At 45.7% G+C, this 19189-nt stretch carries 18 protein-coding genes; 15 read left to right on the forward strand and 3 right to left on the reverse strand.

The genetic code is table 11. The annotated features are described in order from the left end of the window. Window positions 1–17 precede the first annotated feature (17 nt). The 3 genes from M1L66_RS11450 to spoVAE all read left to right on the forward strand — a co-directional run bounded on the left by M1L66_RS11450 (window position 18) and on the right by spoVAE (window position 2111). Window positions 18–470 (forward strand): SpoVA/SpoVAEb family sporulation membrane protein, encoded by a 453-nt coding sequence (locus M1L66_RS11450; RefSeq protein WP_002600321.1) that lies wholly within the window; start codon window positions 18–20, stop codon window positions 468–470. Between the two features lie 244 nt (window positions 471–714). Then, window positions 715–1728 carry a stage V sporulation protein AD gene (gene spoVAD / locus M1L66_RS11455; protein WP_055655688.1) on the forward strand — a complete coding sequence of 338 codons (1014 nt, stop codon included), beginning with the start codon at window positions 715–717 and terminating at the stop codon, window positions 1726–1728. Between the two features lie 29 nt (window positions 1729–1757). Further along, window positions 1758–2111 carry a stage V sporulation protein AE gene (spoVAE, locus tag M1L66_RS11460; RefSeq protein WP_002600319.1) on the forward strand — a complete coding sequence of 118 codons (354 nt, stop codon included), beginning with the start codon at window positions 1758–1760 and terminating at the stop codon, window positions 2109–2111. Between the two features lie 251 nt (window positions 2112–2362). On the opposite strand, the gene M1L66_RS11465 is transcribed toward spoVAE, so the two are convergent. Beyond that, window positions 2363–2713, reverse strand: a complete 351-nt coding sequence (locus M1L66_RS11465) for a hypothetical protein (protein WP_187021212.1) — start codon at window positions 2711–2713, stop codon at window positions 2363–2365. After that, entirely contained in the window at window positions 2710–3375 is a 666-nt protein-coding gene (locus M1L66_RS11470; RefSeq protein ID WP_434693012.1) for a class II aldolase/adducin family protein, read from the reverse strand. Before M1L66_RS11470 ends, M1L66_RS11465 begins: the two co-directional genes overlap by 4 nt. Window positions 3376–3541: 166 nt before the next feature. Here M1L66_RS11470 and M1L66_RS11475 point away from each other — a divergent pair, with 166 nt between their 5' ends. The 11 genes from M1L66_RS11475 (at window position 3542) to M1L66_RS11525 (ending at window position 15551) form a co-directional block, all read left to right on the forward strand. Then, on the forward strand, window positions 3542–4411 hold the full coding sequence (locus M1L66_RS11475; RefSeq protein WP_187021208.1) for a sugar phosphate isomerase/epimerase family protein: 870 nt from the start codon (window positions 3542–3544) through the stop codon (window positions 4409–4411). Between the two features lie 16 nt (window positions 4412–4427). Further along, on the forward strand, window positions 4428–5978 hold the full coding sequence (locus M1L66_RS11480; protein WP_434693016.1) for an FGGY-family carbohydrate kinase: 1551 nt from the start codon (window positions 4428–4430) through the stop codon (window positions 5976–5978). A gap of 58 nt (window positions 5979–6036) precedes the next feature. After that, window positions 6037–6795 (forward strand): DeoR/GlpR family DNA-binding transcription regulator, encoded by a 759-nt coding sequence (locus M1L66_RS11485; protein WP_172683619.1) that lies wholly within the window; start codon window positions 6037–6039, stop codon window positions 6793–6795. Window positions 6796–7050: 255 nt separating this feature from the next. Then, on the forward strand, window positions 7051–7782 hold the full coding sequence (locus M1L66_RS11490; protein ID WP_434693019.1) for a class II aldolase/adducin family protein: 732 nt from the start codon (window positions 7051–7053) through the stop codon (window positions 7780–7782). 15 nt (window positions 7783–7797) lie between these two features. Continuing rightward, a complete protein-coding gene (locus tag M1L66_RS11495) occupies window positions 7798–8625 on the forward strand; it encodes an aldo/keto reductase (RefSeq protein WP_187021202.1) in 828 nt (275 codons plus the stop codon). A gap of 17 nt (window positions 8626–8642) precedes the next feature. Next, window positions 8643–10187 (forward strand): rhamnulokinase, encoded by a 1545-nt coding sequence (locus M1L66_RS11500; protein WP_187021200.1) that lies wholly within the window; start codon window positions 8643–8645, stop codon window positions 10185–10187. Continuing rightward, window positions 10150–10878: a class II aldolase/adducin family protein gene (locus tag M1L66_RS11505; protein WP_187021198.1), complete on the forward strand. Its 729-nt coding sequence runs from the start codon at window positions 10150–10152 to the stop codon at window positions 10876–10878. Before M1L66_RS11500 ends, M1L66_RS11505 begins: the two co-directional genes overlap by 38 nt. Window positions 10879–10893: 15 nt before the next feature. Continuing rightward, on the forward strand, window positions 10894–12417 hold the full coding sequence (locus tag M1L66_RS11510) for a sugar ABC transporter ATP-binding protein (protein ID WP_243270223.1): 1524 nt from the start codon (window positions 10894–10896) through the stop codon (window positions 12415–12417). Continuing rightward, window positions 12414–13418: an ABC transporter permease gene (locus M1L66_RS11515; protein WP_187021196.1), complete on the forward strand. Its 1005-nt coding sequence runs from the start codon at window positions 12414–12416 to the stop codon at window positions 13416–13418. Before M1L66_RS11510 ends, M1L66_RS11515 begins: the two co-directional genes overlap by 4 nt. Before the next feature lie 2 nt (window positions 13419–13420). Continuing rightward, window positions 13421–14380 carry an ABC transporter permease gene (locus tag M1L66_RS11520; protein ID WP_434693023.1) on the forward strand — a complete coding sequence of 320 codons (960 nt, stop codon included), beginning with the start codon at window positions 13421–13423 and terminating at the stop codon, window positions 14378–14380. Window positions 14381–14444: 64 nt separating this feature from the next. Beyond that, entirely contained in the window at window positions 14445–15551 is a 1107-nt protein-coding gene (locus M1L66_RS11525; protein ID WP_434693026.1) for an autoinducer 2 ABC transporter substrate-binding protein, read from the forward strand. A gap of 90 nt (window positions 15552–15641) precedes the next feature. Here the strand turns inward: M1L66_RS11525 and M1L66_RS11530 are convergent, their stop codons facing one another. Next, window positions 15642–18329 carry a transglycosylase domain-containing protein gene (locus tag M1L66_RS11530; RefSeq protein WP_434693029.1) on the reverse strand — a complete coding sequence of 896 codons (2688 nt, stop codon included), beginning with the start codon at window positions 18327–18329 and terminating at the stop codon, window positions 15642–15644. A gap of 197 nt (window positions 18330–18526) precedes the next feature. On the opposite strand from M1L66_RS11530, the gene M1L66_RS11535 reads away from it, so the two are divergent. Then, entirely contained in the window at window positions 18527–19186 is a 660-nt protein-coding gene (locus tag M1L66_RS11535) for a YigZ family protein (RefSeq protein WP_434693030.1), read from the forward strand. Window positions 19187–19189: the final 3 nt, after the last annotated feature.

Below are 19189 nucleotides of genomic sequence, written 5' to 3' on the forward strand. Positions count from 1 at the left end.
GGAATCGGAGGTAAAATATGGAGATTAACAAACAGGCATACGATGCCTATGTAAAAGAGGTCACACCGGTCCACAACAAATGGCTGAGTATTGTGAAGGCTTTCCTTGTGGGAGGCGCTATCTGCACCATTGGACAGTTGGTGAGCACCTGGTTCATGAACAGCGGGATGGACAAGGATACCGCAGCCTCCTGGACGCTCCTGGTCTTAATTGCGGGAAGCGTTATTTTAACGGGGCTTAACATTTACCCAAAGATCGTGAAATTCGGCGGCGCAGGCGCCCTCGTCCCGATCACGGGCTTTGCCAACTCAGTGGTGGCGCCTGCCGTGGAATTCAAGGCGGAAGGCCAGGTATTCGGTATCGGCTGCAAGATATTTACTATTGCAGGACCTGTTATCTTGTACGGAATCCTGAGCAGCTGGGTCCTCGGCATCCTCTATTGGATCGGCCGGTGGGTGGGAATTTTTTAGTCTTGTAAGCGTTAGCGGCTTCGTTATCAGCAATCTCTGTCCCGGCGGTCCCGCCGGGGCATTTTCTTTTGGGGCGTGTGAAGTGAGGGGCTTGAATTGCGGCGTAAGGGCTGCGGCAGCCGGCTTGTTATGATTGATTTATGGTGAATGATTTGCGGCGGATGAATAGAAAAAAAGGAAAATGGAGAAAGTAGCAGAGAAGAGAGAAACTTACGGTTTACAGAGAAATGGAGTGAATGACAGAATGCAGATAGGAAAAGCGAGTATCAAATTTGAGGAACCTCCGGTCATAGAAAGCATGGCCTCCATCGTAGGAAAAAAGGAGGGAGAAGGTCCTCTGGGAAAGCTGTTCGACGTGGTGGAGCAGGACGACATGTTTGGTGCGGACACCTGGGAGCAGGCGGAGAGCGCGCTGCAGAAACAGACGGCAGATCTGGCCATTGAAAAGGGAGATATTCGGAAAAAGGATATCCGGTATCTGTTTGCCGGAGATTTGCTGGGACAGTTGATTGCCACCTCCTTCGGAACGGTGGATTTGGAAATTCCGCTGTTCGGACTTTACGGAGCGTGTTCCACCATGGGAGAGGCCCTGAACCTGGGCGCAATGACCGTAGCCGCCGGATACGCGGACAAAATCATCGCAATGGCCTCCAGCCACTTTGCAACCGCGGAAAAGCAGTTCCGTTTTCCACTGGCCTACGGGAACCAGCGGCCATTTTCAGCTACATGGACGGTGACAGGCTGCGGAGCCGTCGTGGTATCGAAGCATAAAAGTGAGGGAATAGCGGCCATTACAGGCATCACAACAGGCCGTATGGTGGACATGGGAAGCAAGGATTCCATGAATATGGGGGCCGCGATGGCACCGGCGGCGTTCCACACCATTGAACAGAACTTTGAAGATTTTGGCGTGGATGAATCGTACTATGACAAGATCATCACAGGGGATTTAGGAGAAATCGGACGCACCATTCTCCTCGATTTTATGAAGAATAAGGACCACTTGCTGGAGGAAATCCATACGGACTGCGGAATCGAAATCTACGATCAGGAGACCCAGGACACCCATGCGGGCGGAAGCGGATGCGGCTGTTCGGCGGCTACACTGTGTTCCTACATTCTTCCAAAGATTAAAGATGGAACCTGGAAACGGGTGCTGTTTGTACCGACGGGAGCGCTGCTTTCCACGGTCAGCTTTAACGAGGGACAGCCGATTCCGGGTATTGCACACGCAGTTATGCTGGAGCATATCGGTTAAAACAAGCCTTTGGCAGAAAGGAGATAACGATGGAATTTGTAAAAGCATTTCTTGTAGGCGGAGTAATCTGCGCCCTGGTTCAGATCCTGATGGACAACACAAAGCTGATGCCGGGCCGGATTATGGTGCTGCTGGTGGTGAGCGGAACAATTCTTGGTGCTCTGGGCCTCTATCAGCCGTTTGCGGACTGGGCAGGCGCCGGAGCCACAGTACCACTGCTCGGCTTCGGAAACACGCTCTGGAAGGGCGTGTGGAAGAGCATGGGAGAGGACGGACTTCTGGGAATCTTTGAAGGCGGCTTCACCGCCAGTGCGGTGGGGATCTCGGGAGCACTGATTTTTGGGTATCTGGGGTCGGTGATTTTTAAGCCGAAGATGAAATAAAAAACGCGAAAGGCGGCGAGAGGAAAGATCCCTCTCACCGCCTTAAAAAAATCGAAATGCAGCCGCACTTGACTGCGGTCTCAAAATCTTTACGGAATCTGCCGGAAAAGAATACTTCTCTCAAAGGCTCATATCCTTAATATTGCCTGTCTGGTGGAGGCGTCGGGCAGGAAATATCCACAGTTCAAGGTCCCCAATAAGGAACTGTGAAAAATGTCTCTTAGTTGGGGCCATCTGTTTGTTATTCGCATTTACATTGAGTTGCCGGACCATTCCCAACAACGAAACCATAATTCAATTAAAGTGTATTTTTTTATTGATTTAATATAGATGGTATCGGATAAATGGATGAGCTCAAACAAGGCAGGCGTATCATCATTAGCCATAAATTCCTTTGTCAGAATTCTTATGGTAACGCTGTCCGGTTCATTTTTTAGTCCGCACTTTATCTTGCTTTCTGATTCCGTATGTATTTTTTGGTACAACTGATTTATTTTTTCTTTCCGATTAAAAAGTATTGTCTTTTCATGTGCCATTCTGAAATTATGAAGCCGCTTCATAAATGAATGAGATACATGAACACGGTTCCATTTTTTCTTCATGATTTACTCCCTTCTTCATGCCCATATTCAAAAAGATATCGGTGATGTTCTGCTCTCACCATATCATCAGGAATTTTAAATACCTGATGGTGACCGAAGATCGAAAGGTAACATTTTGCAGCTTTTTCTGTAACCAGACAGCAGATTTTTGCTTCAGACAGGGATCTGCCGCAGCAGACGGGGGCATGATTAGCAATCAGGACTGCACTTTGCTGACCGAGTGCATGAACGGTTTCTTCAGCAAGAGCAAGATGTTCTCCCGCTCGTATATATTTCTGTGTAATCGGGATTTCTCCTCCAATTAATTGTGTCATCTCTTCTAAGATGGGCGGAATAGACTGGCCGGAGGCACACATGGCTGAAGCATAGCAGGGGTGACAGTGGATAATAGCCTGAATGTCGGGCCTTGCTGCATAAATTAGCCTGTGAATGTGCATTTCTGATGTTGGAGCCCTGAATCCGGATGTTTTCTTTCCTGCCATATCAACAATGACTAGATCTTCTGGAATCATTTCTTCATATTCAACACGGCTGGGCGTTACTAAGATAAGATTATTGTTCAGACGAAGACTTACATTTCCCCACGTACCGATTACCAACTCCTTTTCTTGCAGCCATAAACAGGTCTCAATTATCAAATTTCTTTCCTTAAAATAGTCCATTTCGTTTTACCCCCTACTCTTTCTTTTATCTTTATTATTTATCATAAGGCAAAAAAAGTCAAGAATAATAATTGGAAAACAAAAATAAAATGTTGTAAAATAAAATATGGTGTGATAATATGAAAGTACTAATTGGAAAACAAATAATAGAAGGAGGAAAACGTAAATGAAATATGGAATTGTGTATGCATACTGGTCCAAGGATTGGGAAGGGGAGTATATAAAAACAATTGAGCGGGCAGCCAATTGCGGCTTTGATGTACTGGAAATTTTTACTCCCCTGCTTCTTACGCTTCCACAGAAGAAATTAGAAGAAGTAAAAGCAGCGGCAGAGGAGAGAAAGATAGAATTGAGCTTTCTCATCGGACTGGGAAAGGATCATGATATTTCATCAGAAGATGATGGTGTGCGCAGAGCCGGTGTTGAATATTTGAAACAGATATTAGAAAAAGTACACTTTTTAGGCGGGAAAAATTTTTCAGGCATCAATTATTGTGCATGGGCGGATTTCTCGGAGTATGAAAGAAAAGCAGAAAAAACAAAATCCAGTATAAAAAGCCTGAAGGAGCTTGGAAAGGTAGCGGAAGAATATGGCATTTCCTATAATCTGGAGATTACGAACCGGTTCGAAAATTTTCTGCTTAATACATCAGCAGAGGCAGTCGATCTCGTCAAAGAAGTGAACAGCCCAAATGTCAACATTCTTCTTGATACATTCCACATGAATATAGAAGAAGCCTCGATGTATGATGCGATCATAGGAGCGGGAGAAAAGCTTGGTCATTTCCATGCAGGGGAAAACAACAGAGTGGTTCCTTATGGAGGGAGTATGATGGCCTGGGATCAGGTAGCTAAAGGCTTAAAGGAGATTGGTTATCAGAAAACCATTACCCTGGAACCATTAGTCAGGACAGGAGGCACTGTATCGAGAGACAGTAATATCTGGCGGGATATGACAAATCAGGCAGATGATAAGAGAATGGATGAGATGGCGAAGGAAGGACTCGCTTATATCAAAGGTCTAATGGAATCATGACTGTAAGGAGGGACAGATGGAAAAATACATAATAGGACTGGATTCTGGTACATCCGGGATTAAAGCGGTTCTTTTTAATACGAGAGGGGAGGAAATCATGAAACAGGGATTCCCTCTAACCGCTGTTTGTGAACAGGAAAATTGGTTTGAAGAAGATTTTAATGAGATATGGGAAAAAACAGTACGCTCTATTCAGGCTATCACAAAGAAATTCGGTGGTGCTTCTATCTCAGGAATCGGAATTACAGCACAAGGAGATGGAGCCTGGCTGATTGATGAAAAAGGAGAACCTGTCAGAAGAGGCTGTTGTTTCTGCGACGGAAGAGGTCATGAAGAATTTGAACAGTGGTCGGCAGACGGAACAGCACGGACTGTCTTTGAACAGTCAGGAACGCGGATTTTTACGGGCAATCAGCCCTGTGTTATCAAATGGCTGGATCGGCAGGAGCCCGAAAGCCTTAAGAATGCAAAGTATATTATGCATTTAAAGGATGCACTGTTTTATCGACTGACAGGACAGGCAACAACGGATGTGACGGATCAGTCCCTGATATTTTTAAATATGGAAACTGGCACCTATTCCAGAGAACTGTTTGAGGTGTACGGGCTATTGGAGTATAAGGGAAAATATCCAGAAGTAAAACCGTGTATTGATAATTATGCGCGCATCAGAAAAGATATGGCATCGCTTTTAGGTCTTAACGAGGAGGTAATCGTATCTGGCGGCCCGATGGATGTGGCGGCCTGCGCAATAGGCACTGGTGTGCTGGAAACTGGTGAATGCTGCAGTATTATGGGAACGGCAGCGCTTCATGAAATGGTCATCAATGAACCATGCAGGGATTCCGTATATGCAGGAATGACGGTATTCCATGGCTGCAGCCAGAAGTGGCTGAGACTAATGGCATCTTTGGCGGGTACACCAAATCTGGAATGGTTTCTAGGCCTTTTTGGGAATCAATTTGAAACGGAGGCACAGAAATTGGGACTGAGCTTATATGAATACGCACAGCAGCTCGCAGGAAGCGTTCCAATCGGTTCAGCTGGTGTTCTCTATCATCCTTACCTATTGGCAGGTGGGGAACGGGCTCCATTTACTAATCCAGATGCCAGAGCGAGCTTTACTGGTTTGTCGGTAAGAAATACAAAAGCAGATTTGTTAAGAGCAGTTTATGAGGGCGTTGCATATGCAATGCGCGACTGCTATGATCATATGCCGGGTGAGATTAAAAAAATAACAGTTTGCGGCGGTGGTTCGGCCAGTGATATGTGGTGCCAGATGTTTGCAGATGTTCTGGGAAAAAAAGTAGTGACGGTGCAGGGCGGCGAACTGGGAGCAAAGGGGGCTGCTTTGACCAACATGGTGATACAGGGAGTGTACAGCAGCCTGAAGGAAGCTGCACTATGTACAGTTCATGAAAATAAGAGTTATATGCCTGATATCAAACGCCATGTGGAGTATGAAAAGTATTTTGAGGTATTTCAGGCAACATACCGCGGCCTGGAAAAAAGCTGGAAACTAAGATGGAAACAAACTTGTGATAAAAAGGATTGTATGCTAGAATAAAATTAAATTATTCAGGAAAGGTAAGAAATGCTGGGGTCAGTATTTCCGGATGCAGCAGATGACGAAAGATGCTCGTAGAAAACAGATATTAGATATTATAACAACTACAAAGGCGGTAACCAGTAGTGAATTGAGCGCTTACTTTCATGTGACGGAGGAGACGATACGCAAAGATCTGACGTATTTGAGTGGGGAAGGATTGATTATTCGAACGTTTGGTGGTGCGACGGCCAAAGAGACGAATGAAAGCTCGCTGGAGCAGAGAAACGTTTACAATTATCCGCAGAAGAGCGCAATAGCGGCGGAGGCCTCCAATCTGATTCAAAAATCGGACTTAATAGTTATGGATGCGGGATCTACCACCAGTGCGCTTGCAAAGTGTATACCAGAGAATTCAGAAGTAATCGTAATTACAAACTCTCTGGATATTTCAGTCATTCTGTCACAGAAGGCAGGCGTAACCCTAATTTCTACAGGCGGCAAGCTTAATACAAAATCCATGTCGTACCGGGGTGATATGGTGAAGAATGCAATTAAGCTGTATAATATACAGAAGGCTTTTATTTCCTGCAGTGCTATTGACATCAAACGGGGAATTATGGATACGAATGAGGAGGAGGCAGCGATTAAGCAATGTATGATTGCCGCTGCCGGTGAGGTATATTTGCTTGCTGACAGCTCCAAGTTTAATAAGATTGCTCATATTACGACCAGCGGTTTTGAAAAGATTACCGCTATTTATACGGACTGCGGAATTGATCCGCAGACAGCAGATCTATTCCGGGCAAAAGGGATTTGCCTGAAAATTGTAGAATAGCCATGGTACTTTAGCAGGATCATCTTGTATGAAACAGATGATCCTGTTATTTTTATTTTGTAAGAAAATTTGTTCTATGAAATAAAATCATCCGGGAGTTAACAAGAAAATCTAAAAACAAAATATTACTCTTTTTAAATTGGAAAACAAAGATTTAAAATTGTAAAATAGAAAAATAATGTTGACTTTTGCAAAAATGCGATATATAATTTTAATAACAAGAGAATATAAAGTGGAAAAGGAGATGGATATTAGTTGAATGAGCTGCAAATGTTATATTGTGAACAGATCGAAGAAATTGTCGAAGTGTGCAGACGATCCGGAGAGTTGGGGTTTGGAGCGGCGTCTGGAGGTAATGTGTCTTTTCGGGTAGCGGAGAACGTGATATTAATTACACCTACCGGAATTATTAAAAGGAACATTGTTTTCGATGATATCTGTATTGTCAACATGGAGGGGCAGGTACTCTACGCGAAAGAGGGGCGAAAGCCAACCGGAGAGATGTTTATGCATTTATACTGCCTGAAAGCGAGGCCGGATGTAACAGGTATCATGCACGCGCATCCACCTTACGCAATAGGCATGTCTCTAACGGCGGAAGGGCAGAAAGCGATGATTTTGCCATTACTTCCGGAATCTATGACACAGTTAGGACCTGTATTTACAATTCCCTACGTTCAGCCGAATGGAGAAGAACTGGGGTATTCCTTCGAACCATATATTCAAAAATCTAATGCATTCATTATGGCGAATCATGGCTGCCTTGTATGCAGCACCAGTGGTGTTCTGGATACTGTTGAATCAGTTCAGGTTCTGGAAAGCCTGGCAAAATCCTTGTTGACAAATAGGATTATGGGGGAAGATATTAGAACCCTTACCAATGAAGAAATGGAAGGCCTGGACAATCTGCTTCTGATCAGAGGAGAGCATATGCCGGGAGGAAAAAAACAATTTACCGGAATGAAAGATTTATTTGATAAGGCATAGATGGAGGCATTCGTAATGGATGATAATATTTCAATGCTTCGAAACGGAATCTCCCGGCAGATGATTGGGGTTGGTACATATAAGGCGTCAGCCGGAGGTTGTATGAAAGAAATCATTCATACGGCATGGAGACTTGGTTACAGAGGAATTGATACTGCCGAACATTACGGCAATGAGAGTGAAATTGGAGAAGCACTTCGTACCTGTAATTATAATCGTGAAGAGCTGTTTCTTACCACAAAGATATGGAATGAGGATCATGGTTACGAAAAGACCATTAAAGCATTTGAAAGAAGTGAACGGCGGTTGGGAACAACGATTGATTTACTCCTGATCCATTGGCCCTGTCCGATGAATGGACTCTATGAAGAAACCTGGAAAGCGTTTCAGGATTTATATGCAGAAAAGCGTGTAAAGGCAATCGGAGTAAGTAATTTTAAGATTCATCATCTGGAAAAGCTTAAGAAGCTGGGGGGAGAGATTCCCATGGTCAACCAGATTGAGATGCATCCATTTTTTATTGATTGGGAGATGCTTGATTACTGCAGGAAGAATGATATATGCGTGGAAGCATGGAGCCCGCTGCTTCGTGGAGCAGAGATACTTCATAATCCGATAATTGAAGCGGTAGCGTCTCATTATGACAGAACGCCTGTTCAGATAACACTTCGTTATCTTACCGGGTTAGGAGCCAGGGTGCTGGTCAAGGCTTCTAATCCGGACCATGCCAGACAGAATCTGGATATATTTGACTTTCAGCTAACAAAAGAAGATATTGAATTAATGATGACTCTCAACACAGGGCGCCGCTATTATCAGGACCCGGATGAATACTATTTGTAATGAAAAGAGGGATGAGGGTGAAAACACTTCATATGCTTGCCTGTGATATGGGAGCCAGTAATGGAAGAATCATATATGGCATACTGGAAGACGGAACGTTAAAAATCAGGGAACTGCATCGATTTGTAAATCGTCCTGTACGTTTGGGAGGCGTTCTTTACTGGGATTTTTTGCAGCTTTTCCAGGAGATCAAGAATGGACTTGCAGCTGCTGCGAAGGAAGGTTTGCCAATTGATACGATGGGGCTGAATTCCTGGGGAAATACAATAGGGCTTCTCGACTGTCAGGGAGATTTGCTGGCTCAGCCGTACCACTACAGGGACTGCAATTCACATTGTATTCTTGCATCAATGCAGAAAGTAATTCCTAAGGATAAACAGTTTACGATGACTCTTTTTAAGCCTATGGATATTCAGCCTACTGTTTTCTTAAAGTATCTGGGGATGAAAAAAGCAGAACTTCTTTCTCAGACGGATACGATACTGATGATATCGGACCTGTTTAATTACTTCCTGACCGGAGTGAAGGCTTCGGAAATTACTATGGCCGCCACCTCACAGCTTCTTGATATACGGTCGGGGAGGTGGAATCATTATTACAGAGAGATGCTCGGAATTCCGGACCGCTTTCCAGATATTATATTGAGCGGTACGCCGTTAGGTAATCTGACAGAAGAGATCATATCTGAAACAGGGATATCAGGGAGTCTCCAGGTTATCGCGGTGGCAGGTCATGATACAGCCGCAGCATCTGTTTGCGCAGATATGGAGCATAAGGAGGAAAGCCTATATTTGAGCTGCGGTACCTGGTCATGTATGGGCTGCCTGATTGACGAACCAATAGAAGACCTGTCTCTGATCCGGTATGGACTGACCAATGATCTTTCCTTGTATGGGAAAAGAAATTTAAGATTTAACCATACAGGATTATGGATTCTGCAGGAGTGTAAACGCGAATGGGAGCTGCAGGGACAGAATTACAGCTGGAGTGAATTGACGAATATGGCAAATGAGTCAGAACCATTTCATTCGTTTATTGATACAGAGGCACAGGACTTTTTTAAGGAAGGCAGGATGGTAGAAAAAATAAAGGAATACTGCAGAAGAACTGGACAGAGCATTCCGGAATCGGTCGGTGAAATTGTGAGAAACGTTTGTGAAAGTCTGACGCTTAGATACCGTTACAGCCGGGATTGTCTGGAGCTATATGCGGATTGCCGGTTCCGAAAACTACAGCTTTTAGGAGGCGGAAGCCGAAATGAGCTTTTGTGTCAATCGACTGCAGATGCGTTGGGGATCATGGTTGCAGCCGGGCCGGTGGAAGCTTCTGTCACTGGTAATTTTATCCAGCAGGCGATAGCTGCCGGTATGATACAATCGATGGAGGAGGGACTTCGGATTATAGAGAGAACCTGGAAGTGTAAAACATACCATCCGAATGCAGCCAGGGAGAATGATTGGGAACGGATTTATAAAAGGATGAGTCCAGTATTTGGCTGGCTTCCGATCGTGAAGGGAGAAGGGAATGAGAGAAGTTCTGCAAAAATACAAGAGAGAACTTGATGAAATGGTTGAGGTGTGTATTAGAGACGGTCAATTGGGATATGGAGCCAGTGTTGGCGGAAATTTGTCTTACCGTGTAGAAGAGAATCTGGTTCTGATTACCCCAACCAAGACCCCAAAGAGAAAGATTACTGCAGATATGATTTGCGCAGTTGATATGGAAGGAAATGTTCTATACACGCCGGAAGGAAAGAAGCCGACCGGGGAGGCGTTCATGCACCTTCATATTATGAAGAAACGGCCGGAGATCAAGTCTGTTATGCATGCCCATCCGCCGCTCTGTATAGGAATGTCTACCTCAAAAGAAGGGAAAAGAGCTATGATGCTGCCTTTGATACCAGAGGCTATGATGCTGCTCGGCCCGATTCTTACGATTCCTTATGCGGAGCCTAACGCAAAGGCACTGGGCTACGTATTTGATCCTTATGTAGCTGATGCAAATGGTTTTATACTGGAAAATCACGGAGTCGTGGCAGTAAGCCGGTCCTGTGCACGGGATACAATTGAATATATTCAGATTATGGAGTCGATGGCGGAGTCGATTTTAACTGCGAAGCTTATGGGAGGGGAACTGAAGAGTCTGACAGAGGAAGATATGAATGGCCTGGATCGGGTGATAAAGGATTTGAAATGGGAATTTCCGGGAGCTCCGGGGCGCTACCATACCCTTTCAGAAGCCTTTGACCGATGATGTGGGAGGAGACAGATGATGGAAGGTACTTACATAAAACTGTCGAATGTCAGTAAGACATTTCCGGGGGTGAAGGCACTTGACGGAATTGAACTGGAAATAAAGTATGGAGAAGTACATGCTCTGGTAGGAGAAAATGGTGCAGGCAAATCAACCTTAATAAAGATTCTGGCAGGAAATTATCAGCCTGACGAGGGCGCACTGATCGAGATCGAGGGAGAGAAGATATCTGGACTGACACCAATGGAAGCGATACGGCGGGGGATCATTGTGATCTATCAGGATTTCTCTTTATTTCCTAATTTGACTGTAGCGGAAAATATCTCTATCAGCAATCAGCTTGAGAAAAAAAGAAAACCAGTGGACTGGAAGGAAATGAGGGAAACTGCAAAGCAGGCTCTTTCAGCCCTTGGAGTGGATATTGATACAGATACGGTTCTGGAAAACTTATCGATAGCCAAACAGCAGCTCGTTGCAATATCAAGAGCGCTGGCTTGCAAGGCCAAGCTTATCATTATGGATGAACCGACATCGACCCTGTCTGGAGGAGAGGTAGAGCTTCTGTTTACTATCATAAAAAACTTACAGGCAAGAGGGATATCAATCCTTTTTGTAAGTCATAAACTGGAAGAATTGTTTAAGGTGTGCAGCATTTTTTCTGTAATACGCGATGGCCAGTATATCGGTACCTATCCAAAAGAAGAGATGGACAACGAAAAATTGATTAAGCTTATGGTTGGAAGAAAAGTGGAATTTAACCATCAAAGTGCAAAGCAGATAGGAGAAGCAGTCCTCGAGGTTAAGAATTTATCCAAAGAAGGGAATTTTAAAGATATTTCTTTTGTACTTCATAAAGGAGAAATTCTTGGAATTACCGGCCTTGTGGGAGCGGGAAGAACAGAAATAATACAGGCCATCTGCGGAATTGCCTGTGCAGATTCCGGTGAGATATACATAAAGGGAAAGAAGGTACAGATCCGTTCCATGGAGGAGGCAGTAAAATATGGAATCAGCTACGTACCTGAGAGCCGTTTGACAGAGGGCCTTATCTTAACAAAATCAGTAGAAGATAATATTACAATTACAGTATTAAAGCGTTTGAGAGGAAAGAGCCGCCTGATCAGCAGGAAAAAGAAGGAAGATTTGGCAAAGGAGTGGATCGAAAAATTAAATATCAAACCAGGGTATCCCGATATGGAGGCACAAAAGCTGTCCGGAGGCAATCAGCAGAAGATTGTTGTTGCTAAATGGCTGGCATCAGAACCATCGATCCTTATTGTGGATGAGCCCACAAACGGAATTGATGTGGGTGCAAAATCAGAAATCCATGATCTGCTCCGAAAACTTTCCGACCAGGGGATGGGAGTTATTATGGTTTCCTCTGAATTGACTGAAATCCTCTCAATCAGCGATCGTGTACTCGTCGTAAGGAGAGGAAGAATCAATGGGCGGTTTAATGGAACTGAAGCGTGTCAGACTACCATTATGAATGCGGCAATCTTAAAGAATGAAAAAGCGAAGGGGGGACCAGCCTCATGAAGAACGTATTAAAGCACAAAGAAATGGGCCTGGTGATCATTCTTGTGGCCGTAAGCTTTATCATAACGATTAAAAATCCGGCATTTTTAAGTGTAGATAATATCATGAACATATTGAAGGGAAATGTGGTTTTGGCTATCGTGTCACTGGGGATGCTTCTGGTTATGATTACAGGTGGTATCGACGTATCAGTAGGGGGCATTATAGCGGCTACAACGCTTTTTGTTGGCAATTTTATGGTTTCTTATACTGGAAATGTGATACTCTCTTTTTTTCTGGGTATGGTGATTGGTTCATGTATGGGAATCGTAAATGGTCTTCTGATTGCTTTTATCAAACTGCCTCCTATCGTTGAGACCCTGGGGATGTACAGTATCATAAGCGGATTCATGTTGTATATAACAAAGGGAGCATACATCAATAATATTCCTGATAATTTTCCTGCATTTGGGAGAATAACAGTACTGAATGTGATTCCGAACGGTAGAGGTGGGATGACTGGGATACCGGTACAGATTCTTATCCTGGCGGCAGTTGTTGTTCTTACTCATATAATTATGAAATACACCAAGGTAGGAAGGGGCGTTTTTGCAATAGGTGGAAATCGGTTGTCAGCTGAACGCCTCGGCTTTCATGTTAAGAAAATCACAGTATTTGTATATGGCTATATGGGGTTTATATGCGGGACTGCGGCGATGACCCATGTATCTATATTAAAACAAATCGATCCGAACGCATTTAATGGATATGACATGAAGGTGATTGCCGCAGTCATTTTGGGCGGTGTGAACGTTATGGGAGGTGAGGGCAGTATAACCGGCACATTGCTGGGAGTTGCGTTATTTGCAGTCATAAATAATGGCCTGACGCTCATGAAGGTTTCAAGCTACTGGCAGAAGGTTATATTGGGCGTATTTATGGTATTTTCAATCTGTTTTGTGGTGATTGGGAAACGCCGTGCCGGAAGACATTTGGCTAAAGTAGATATCGAGGAGGGGTGAAGATGAAGAAGAATTCTAAAGAAAGAATATTGCTGATTGTTTTCGCCCTGGTATTTATCGCCTTATCCTTCCTGTCTCCAGATAAATTTCTGACAGTGACGAACATTCGGTCCATGGCGTTTCAGCTGCCTGAATTTGGTATTCTGACGCTTGCAATGATGGTCCCCATACTGACAGGTGGTATTAACTTATCCCTGGTTACGGCTGCTACTCTTGGCGGTGTCGTATCGGCAACTGTGATGGCTTCCCTTTATAAGCAGAACTGGAACGAAACACTCATCATCATGATCGCTGTTTTAACATCGATGGCGGCCTCTGTTCTATGCGGTATCATCAATGGCTATGTGGTATCGTATATTGGGGCAGCCGCTATGATGGCAACACTTGGTACTTCAACATTGTTTGAAGGAATTGGTCTCTATATTTCAAAAGGAAATTCCATTTCCGGTTTTCCGGCTGCCTTTCATTGGATCGGCAATGGTACAGTTTGCGGTGTGCCGGTACCTATGATCGTGTTTGGTCTTGTGGCTGTTGTCACATGGCTTCTTCTGGAAAAAACTGCCTGGGGACAGAGCGTTTATATGGTAGGCTGCAACAGAAAAGCTGCATCCTTCTCAGGTCTTAATGTGAACCGCATCATGATGAAAGTATATATGTATTCCGGGTTTTTAGGAAGTCTGGCTATGTTAATCATGATGTCAAGATATAACTCAGCCAGAGTTGATTATGGGTCATCTTATCTGATGCAGGCTGTAGCGGCATCTGTACTGGGAGGAACCATGATTACGGGGGGATATGGAAAAGTGGGGGGAGTGGTGATCGCGGTTGCTATCCTGCAGATCATATCGAGTGGATTTAACATTTTCGGGCTTGACCGTAATCTGACTACAGTAATTAATGGTGTGATACTGATCGGTGTGCTCACATTGAATTTTTTAAATGAATATCGAAAAAGCAGATAGAAATATCGTAATATTGGAAATCGAATCTTAATCATGAGAGGATAAAAGGAGAAGGAGAATTCATATGAAAAAAAGATTACTTGCAATGGTTTTATCACTGTCAATGTGTGTCTGCGCCCTTTCAGGCTGTGCGGGAAAGAATGAGGAAAAAACACCGGATGGGACTGCTAAGGCGGCAGCAGAAACAACTGCTGAGAAAAAGGAGGAGACTCCTGCAGAAGAAACGAAAGCAGAAAGCGAAGAGAGCGCACAATCAGCAAAAGAGTATAATATAGTGGTGATGCCTAAGGCTGTGGGACTTACGTATTTCGAAGCGGCCAGAGCTGGTGTGGAAAAAGCAGATAAAGAGATTGATGGTGTCAATGCTGTATTTACGGGACCAACAGTAGCGGATGCAGCAGAGCAGGTAAAGATGATTCAGGATTTAATCAGCCAGGGAGTAGATGCGATCTGTGTATCAGCAAATGATGCAGATTCCCTTACCCCGGTGCTTAAACAGGCAAAGGAAGCAGGAATAAAGATTCTGGATTGGGATTCTCCTGCGGATCCGTCTGTGGTGGATTTATCGGTGAAGGAAATTGATTATAAGACGTATGCAGAGGCAAACTGGGATGCACTTGTGGAGTCGATGGGGGAGGAAGGCGAATATGCAATTCTTACGAGTACTCTGACTGCAGGAACGTGTAATGAATGGATCAAGTTCGGTTCCGATTACGCCGCGGAAAAATATCCAGGGCTCAAGCTTGTTACAGATCCGGTTTGTACAAACGAAAGTGTTCAGGAAGCTTATACAAAAACGCTGGATTTAATTACTACATATCCGGACTTAAAGGGGATTATAGGATTTAGTTCACCGGCACCCATTGGAGCAGGCCAGGCAATATCCGAAAAGGGACTTCAGGATTCGATTGCGCTTGTAGGTTCAGCGATGCCGAATGATGCGAGGACTTACCTGCACGATGGCTCTATCGATACGGTTCTTCTCTGGGATCCGGCAAGACTTGGCTATATTACGGTTTATCTTGCAAAGGAAATTCTGGATGGAAAGACACTGAAAGACGGTGATATGGAAGTGCCCGGTTTTGGTACTGTTACGATTCAGGGAAATCACGTGATTATGGGAGCGCCTTCTATTTTTACGGATGAAAACGTTGACGATTTTAATTTCTAGCATATAACATGATGATCCTCTCTGATTGTTTAAGATAACAATAAGGGGTGCCGCACGAATATGGTGTGGCACCCCTTTTATCGTTCATGTTTACTGCGCCCCCGGACTCACCTGCACCGGAGATCCTATAGTAGGTGCAGGACTGGTCTGTGCATTTGGCGACACATAGCCAGGTCCGTAAGGCAGTGTTCCCGGAGCTGCCGTCTCCGGCATTCCGGTATCATCCGCAGGCGGGATAATGACAGACGCCTCAGTGTGGATCGGGCAGTAGCCCGGCATTGCAAATACGGAATCGTCCGTGGTACCTTCTTCACCGGCCGGCAGCGCCATGAATACGGCGGTCGTCCGTTCCGGACAGAATGGGGTGGGCAGACAGTGGGATTCCGCACATACCGTGGCACGCACGTGATTGTTGCACACGTCCGTGGGAACGGTTCCCTTGGCGAAATATTCCGTGTATACTGCGTTTCCTCTCGGGTCGTTGGTACAGACACCGGAGACGGGGAGTTTGCCGGATTTACGGCAGATCTGCGCAGTCTCCACGCTGTCCGGAACCGTAAAGCCGGGATCGGACATTCCTTCGTGGACACGGGTCATGATCTTTTTCCAGATGGCCTTATGGAAGGACGTGCCGCCATTTTGCTTGGTCAGCTTCTGGTTATTGTCGCATCCGCCCCAGATACCGGCGGTATAATACGGCGTATATCCAACGAACCAGATATCGTTGTTGGAAGTAGTCGTTCCGCTCTTCCCGGCATTGGACATGCCGGGAATGTTGGCCGACGAGCTGGTGGAGCTGGGGCCGGCGCCCGGACGGGCAAACTTCCGGCTGCTTTCCATGGAATCCGCCATGGCATCCGTCAACAGGAACGCCGTGGAATCTTTTAACACGCGGTGGGTCTCAGGCGTGTTGTCGATCAGCACCTTGCCGTCGTGATCGATAATCTTCGTAAAGAACACCGGCTTCGTGTAGACGCCACCGTTGGCGATAGTGGCATAGGCCGCCGTCATCTCTAAGTTGGACACGCCGTCGGTGATTCCGCCCAGGGCCAGAGCCGCGTTGTAGTCCGTATCAGTCAGCGATGTGATTCCGAAGTTCTTCGCGTATTCCACACCGAGCTGCGGTGTAACGGTCTCCATCAGACAGCGGACCGCAATGACGTTCATGGAATAGATGATACCGTCCCGGATGCTGGAATAGCCCTGATAACCGGAGCTGTACCAGTTGGAGAAGGTCTTCTTGCCAACCGTGAAAACCGAATCGTAATAGACGGTTCCCAGCGTCGCGCCGCACGTATCCATGGCGGGGGCAAACGCAGTCAGCACCTTGAAGGTGGAACCGGGCTGACGAAGGGTATTGCTGGCACGGTTTAGGGTAAGACTCGCGGTCTTTTCCCCGCGCCCTCCGGCGATGGCCTTTACCTGCCCCGTCTTCTGATCCATGATTACGAAGGAGGCCTGAGGCTGAAGCGTCTTGTGAAGGGATTCACCGATGACAGTGTCGCCTTCTTTTAAAATACTGTTCTTGTAATTGTCTATATCGGCCTGTATCTTTTCTTCACTGTCGTACAGACCGTCATAGCCGCTGTCCCCGTTGTCACGGTGGTAGCGTTTTAAATTCTCTTCCGAGTAATGGGTGGTGGTGCCGTCTGCCCCGGTGACGGAAAGTCTGTATTCGATGGAATAGCGGGCCGCCGAATAGTTGTCGGGGTTGTTGATCTCCTCATCTACGATGGACTGAATCGCAGGGTCCTGTGTAGTATAGATGGAGAGGCCGCCGGAATACAGCATGTTGTGGGCCTGAGTGTTGGTGTAGCCAAGCTTTTCCTTCATGGCATCCTGCACCTGTTCCACCAGCTCGTCCGTAAAATAGCTGTAAGGTGTGGAAGTCTCTTTAGTGACGATCTCCACATCCTGAATTCTGGAATAGACGTCGTCCGCTAGCGCTTCCTCCTGCTCTTCCTTGGAGATATAGCCCTGATCCACCATATACTGCAGGATGACCTTCTGCTTGTCGGAGTTGGCCTTCTGTCCGGTAACCGGATTGAATTTTGATGGGTTCTGGGTGATGCCCGCGAGCACGGCGCATTCGGACAGCGTTAAGTCGGACACCTCTTTATTAAAATATCTCCTTGCCGCTACCTTGACGCCCAGAGAATTCTTTCCCAGGTTGATCGTGTTTAAGTAGTTGGTAATGATCTGCTCTTTTGACATGGCGCTGTCCAGTTTGACGGCCAGATACCATTCCTGCATCTTCCGTTCCAGCCGTTCCCCGAAGCTTTTTTCCATTCCCCCGCCAAAAACGCTGTTTTTAATAAGCTGCTGGGTGATGGTACTTCCGCCGCCGGCAGAGGAATCGCCTGTCAGCACGCCTTTTACCGCACGCATGATGGAGCGCAGATCAATTCCATTGTGCTCCCAGAATCTTGCATCTTCATATGCTACGAACGCATTGATTAAGTTCTTGGGCAGTTCGTCGTAGCTTGCCTCCTCACGGTTGGAACCGGCGGTGACGAGAGTCTCGGTCACATTGCCGGCACTGTCATACACCGTAGTGGCGTATTCGTTTGGAACAATGGTTGCGATATCGACGTCAGGAGCATTGTCTATGATTCCTTTAACCATGCCAAATCCGATACTCCCGGCGACTACCAGGCAGAACAGGCACAGCACGAACAGACTCTTTAAAAAGGCAAGAAAAACCCGGCTGGTGTATTTCTTCGCTTTTGAATTGACGGATTTGATCTTTTTCTCCGTCTCATGTTTGCCATAGTTCATAGGAAACCTCCTTTACCGAATCATTATACCAGAGATTGAAAATCAATTCAACACTTACCAGTTTTGGAAGAAATTGCAAAGATTATACGTGGATCAGAAAAAAGAGTGGGGAAAACGTGCTTGATTAAGTCTGGAATTTTACCTATAATTATGTAAAAAGAAATACGCTGAAAAGGAAAAAAGAAACGAGGAATCCTATGAGAAATCCATATAAGATATTATACCAGGGCCAAACCGCCGAAATTGTGGAGAAGAAATCCAGATTCATTGCGTCTCTGCGCCCCGTCAGGACAGAAGAGGAGGCGCTTCTGTTTCTGGAAGAGACACGGAAAAAGTATTGGGATGCGCGACATAACTGCTATGCCTGGATTATCGGAGAGAATGGGGAGCAGAAGCGGTGCAGTGACGACGGAGAACCTTCCCAGACTGCTGGCCGTCCCATGCTTGATGTGCTGGAAGGCGAAGGCGTATGCAACGTCTGTGCTGTTGTTACCCGTTACTTCGGCGGAACCCTGCTGGGGACCGGCGGATTGGTGCGTGCCTATTCTTCCGCTGTCCAGGAGGGGCTTAAAAACAGTACCGTTCTCTCTGTGACGCCTGCAATAAAGACGGCTGTCACTACCGATTACAATGGAGTCGGCAAGATTCAGTATCTGCTTGGACAGAGGAATATTACCATTCTGGACAGCCAGTATTCAGACCAGGTGATGCTCACGGTGCTGATCCCGGAGGAGCAGAAAGAACGGATGCTTGCGGAGCTGACTGATTTAACCAATGGAAAGGCCGGGATTGAGGTACAGGACGAGGTAGCTTTTGGTATTCTGGATAAACATGTGATTCTGTTGGATAACAGGTAAAGT

The organism is Hungatella sp. SB206 (assembly GCF_051132295.1).
Classification (GTDB): Bacteria; Bacillota; Clostridia; order Lachnospirales; family Lachnospiraceae; genus Hungatella; species Hungatella effluvii.

Coding starts and splice junctions, on each gene's coding strand:
- spoVAE (WP_002600319.1), top strand. CDS start 1,758: ATGGAATTTGTAAAAGCATTTCTTGTAGGCGGAGTAATCTGCGCCCTG.
- M1L66_RS11475 (WP_187021208.1), top strand. CDS start 3,542: ATGAAATATGGAATTGTGTATGCATACTGGTCCAAGGATTGGGAAGGG.
- M1L66_RS11530 (WP_434693029.1), bottom strand. CDS start 18,329: ATGAACTATGGCAAACATGAGACGGAGAAAAAGATCAAATCCGTCAAT.
- M1L66_RS11495 (WP_187021202.1), top strand. CDS start 7,798: ATGGATGATAATATTTCAATGCTTCGAAACGGAATCTCCCGGCAGATG.
- M1L66_RS11535 (WP_434693030.1), top strand. CDS start 18,527: ATGAGAAATCCATATAAGATATTATACCAGGGCCAAACCGCCGAAATT.
- spoVAD (WP_055655688.1), top strand. CDS start 715: ATGCAGATAGGAAAAGCGAGTATCAAATTTGAGGAACCTCCGGTCATA.
- M1L66_RS11485 (WP_172683619.1), top strand. CDS start 6,037: ATGACGAAAGATGCTCGTAGAAAACAGATATTAGATATTATAACAACT.
- M1L66_RS11520 (WP_434693023.1), top strand. CDS start 13,421: ATGAAGAAGAATTCTAAAGAAAGAATATTGCTGATTGTTTTCGCCCTG.
- M1L66_RS11470 (WP_434693012.1), bottom strand. CDS start 3,375: ATGGACTATTTTAAGGAAAGAAATTTGATAATTGAGACCTGTTTATGG.
- M1L66_RS11505 (WP_187021198.1), top strand. CDS start 10,150: ATGAGAGAAGTTCTGCAAAAATACAAGAGAGAACTTGATGAAATGGTT.
- M1L66_RS11515 (WP_187021196.1), top strand. CDS start 12,414: ATGAAGAACGTATTAAAGCACAAAGAAATGGGCCTGGTGATCATTCTT.
- M1L66_RS11465 (WP_187021212.1), bottom strand. CDS start 2,713: ATGAAGAAAAAATGGAACCGTGTTCATGTATCTCATTCATTTATGAAG.
- M1L66_RS11510 (WP_243270223.1), top strand. CDS start 10,894: ATGATGGAAGGTACTTACATAAAACTGTCGAATGTCAGTAAGACATTT.
- M1L66_RS11450 (WP_002600321.1), top strand. CDS start 18: ATGGAGATTAACAAACAGGCATACGATGCCTATGTAAAAGAGGTCACA.
- M1L66_RS11480 (WP_434693016.1), top strand. CDS start 4,428: ATGGAAAAATACATAATAGGACTGGATTCTGGTACATCCGGGATTAAA.
- M1L66_RS11525 (WP_434693026.1), top strand. CDS start 14,445: ATGAAAAAAAGATTACTTGCAATGGTTTTATCACTGTCAATGTGTGTC.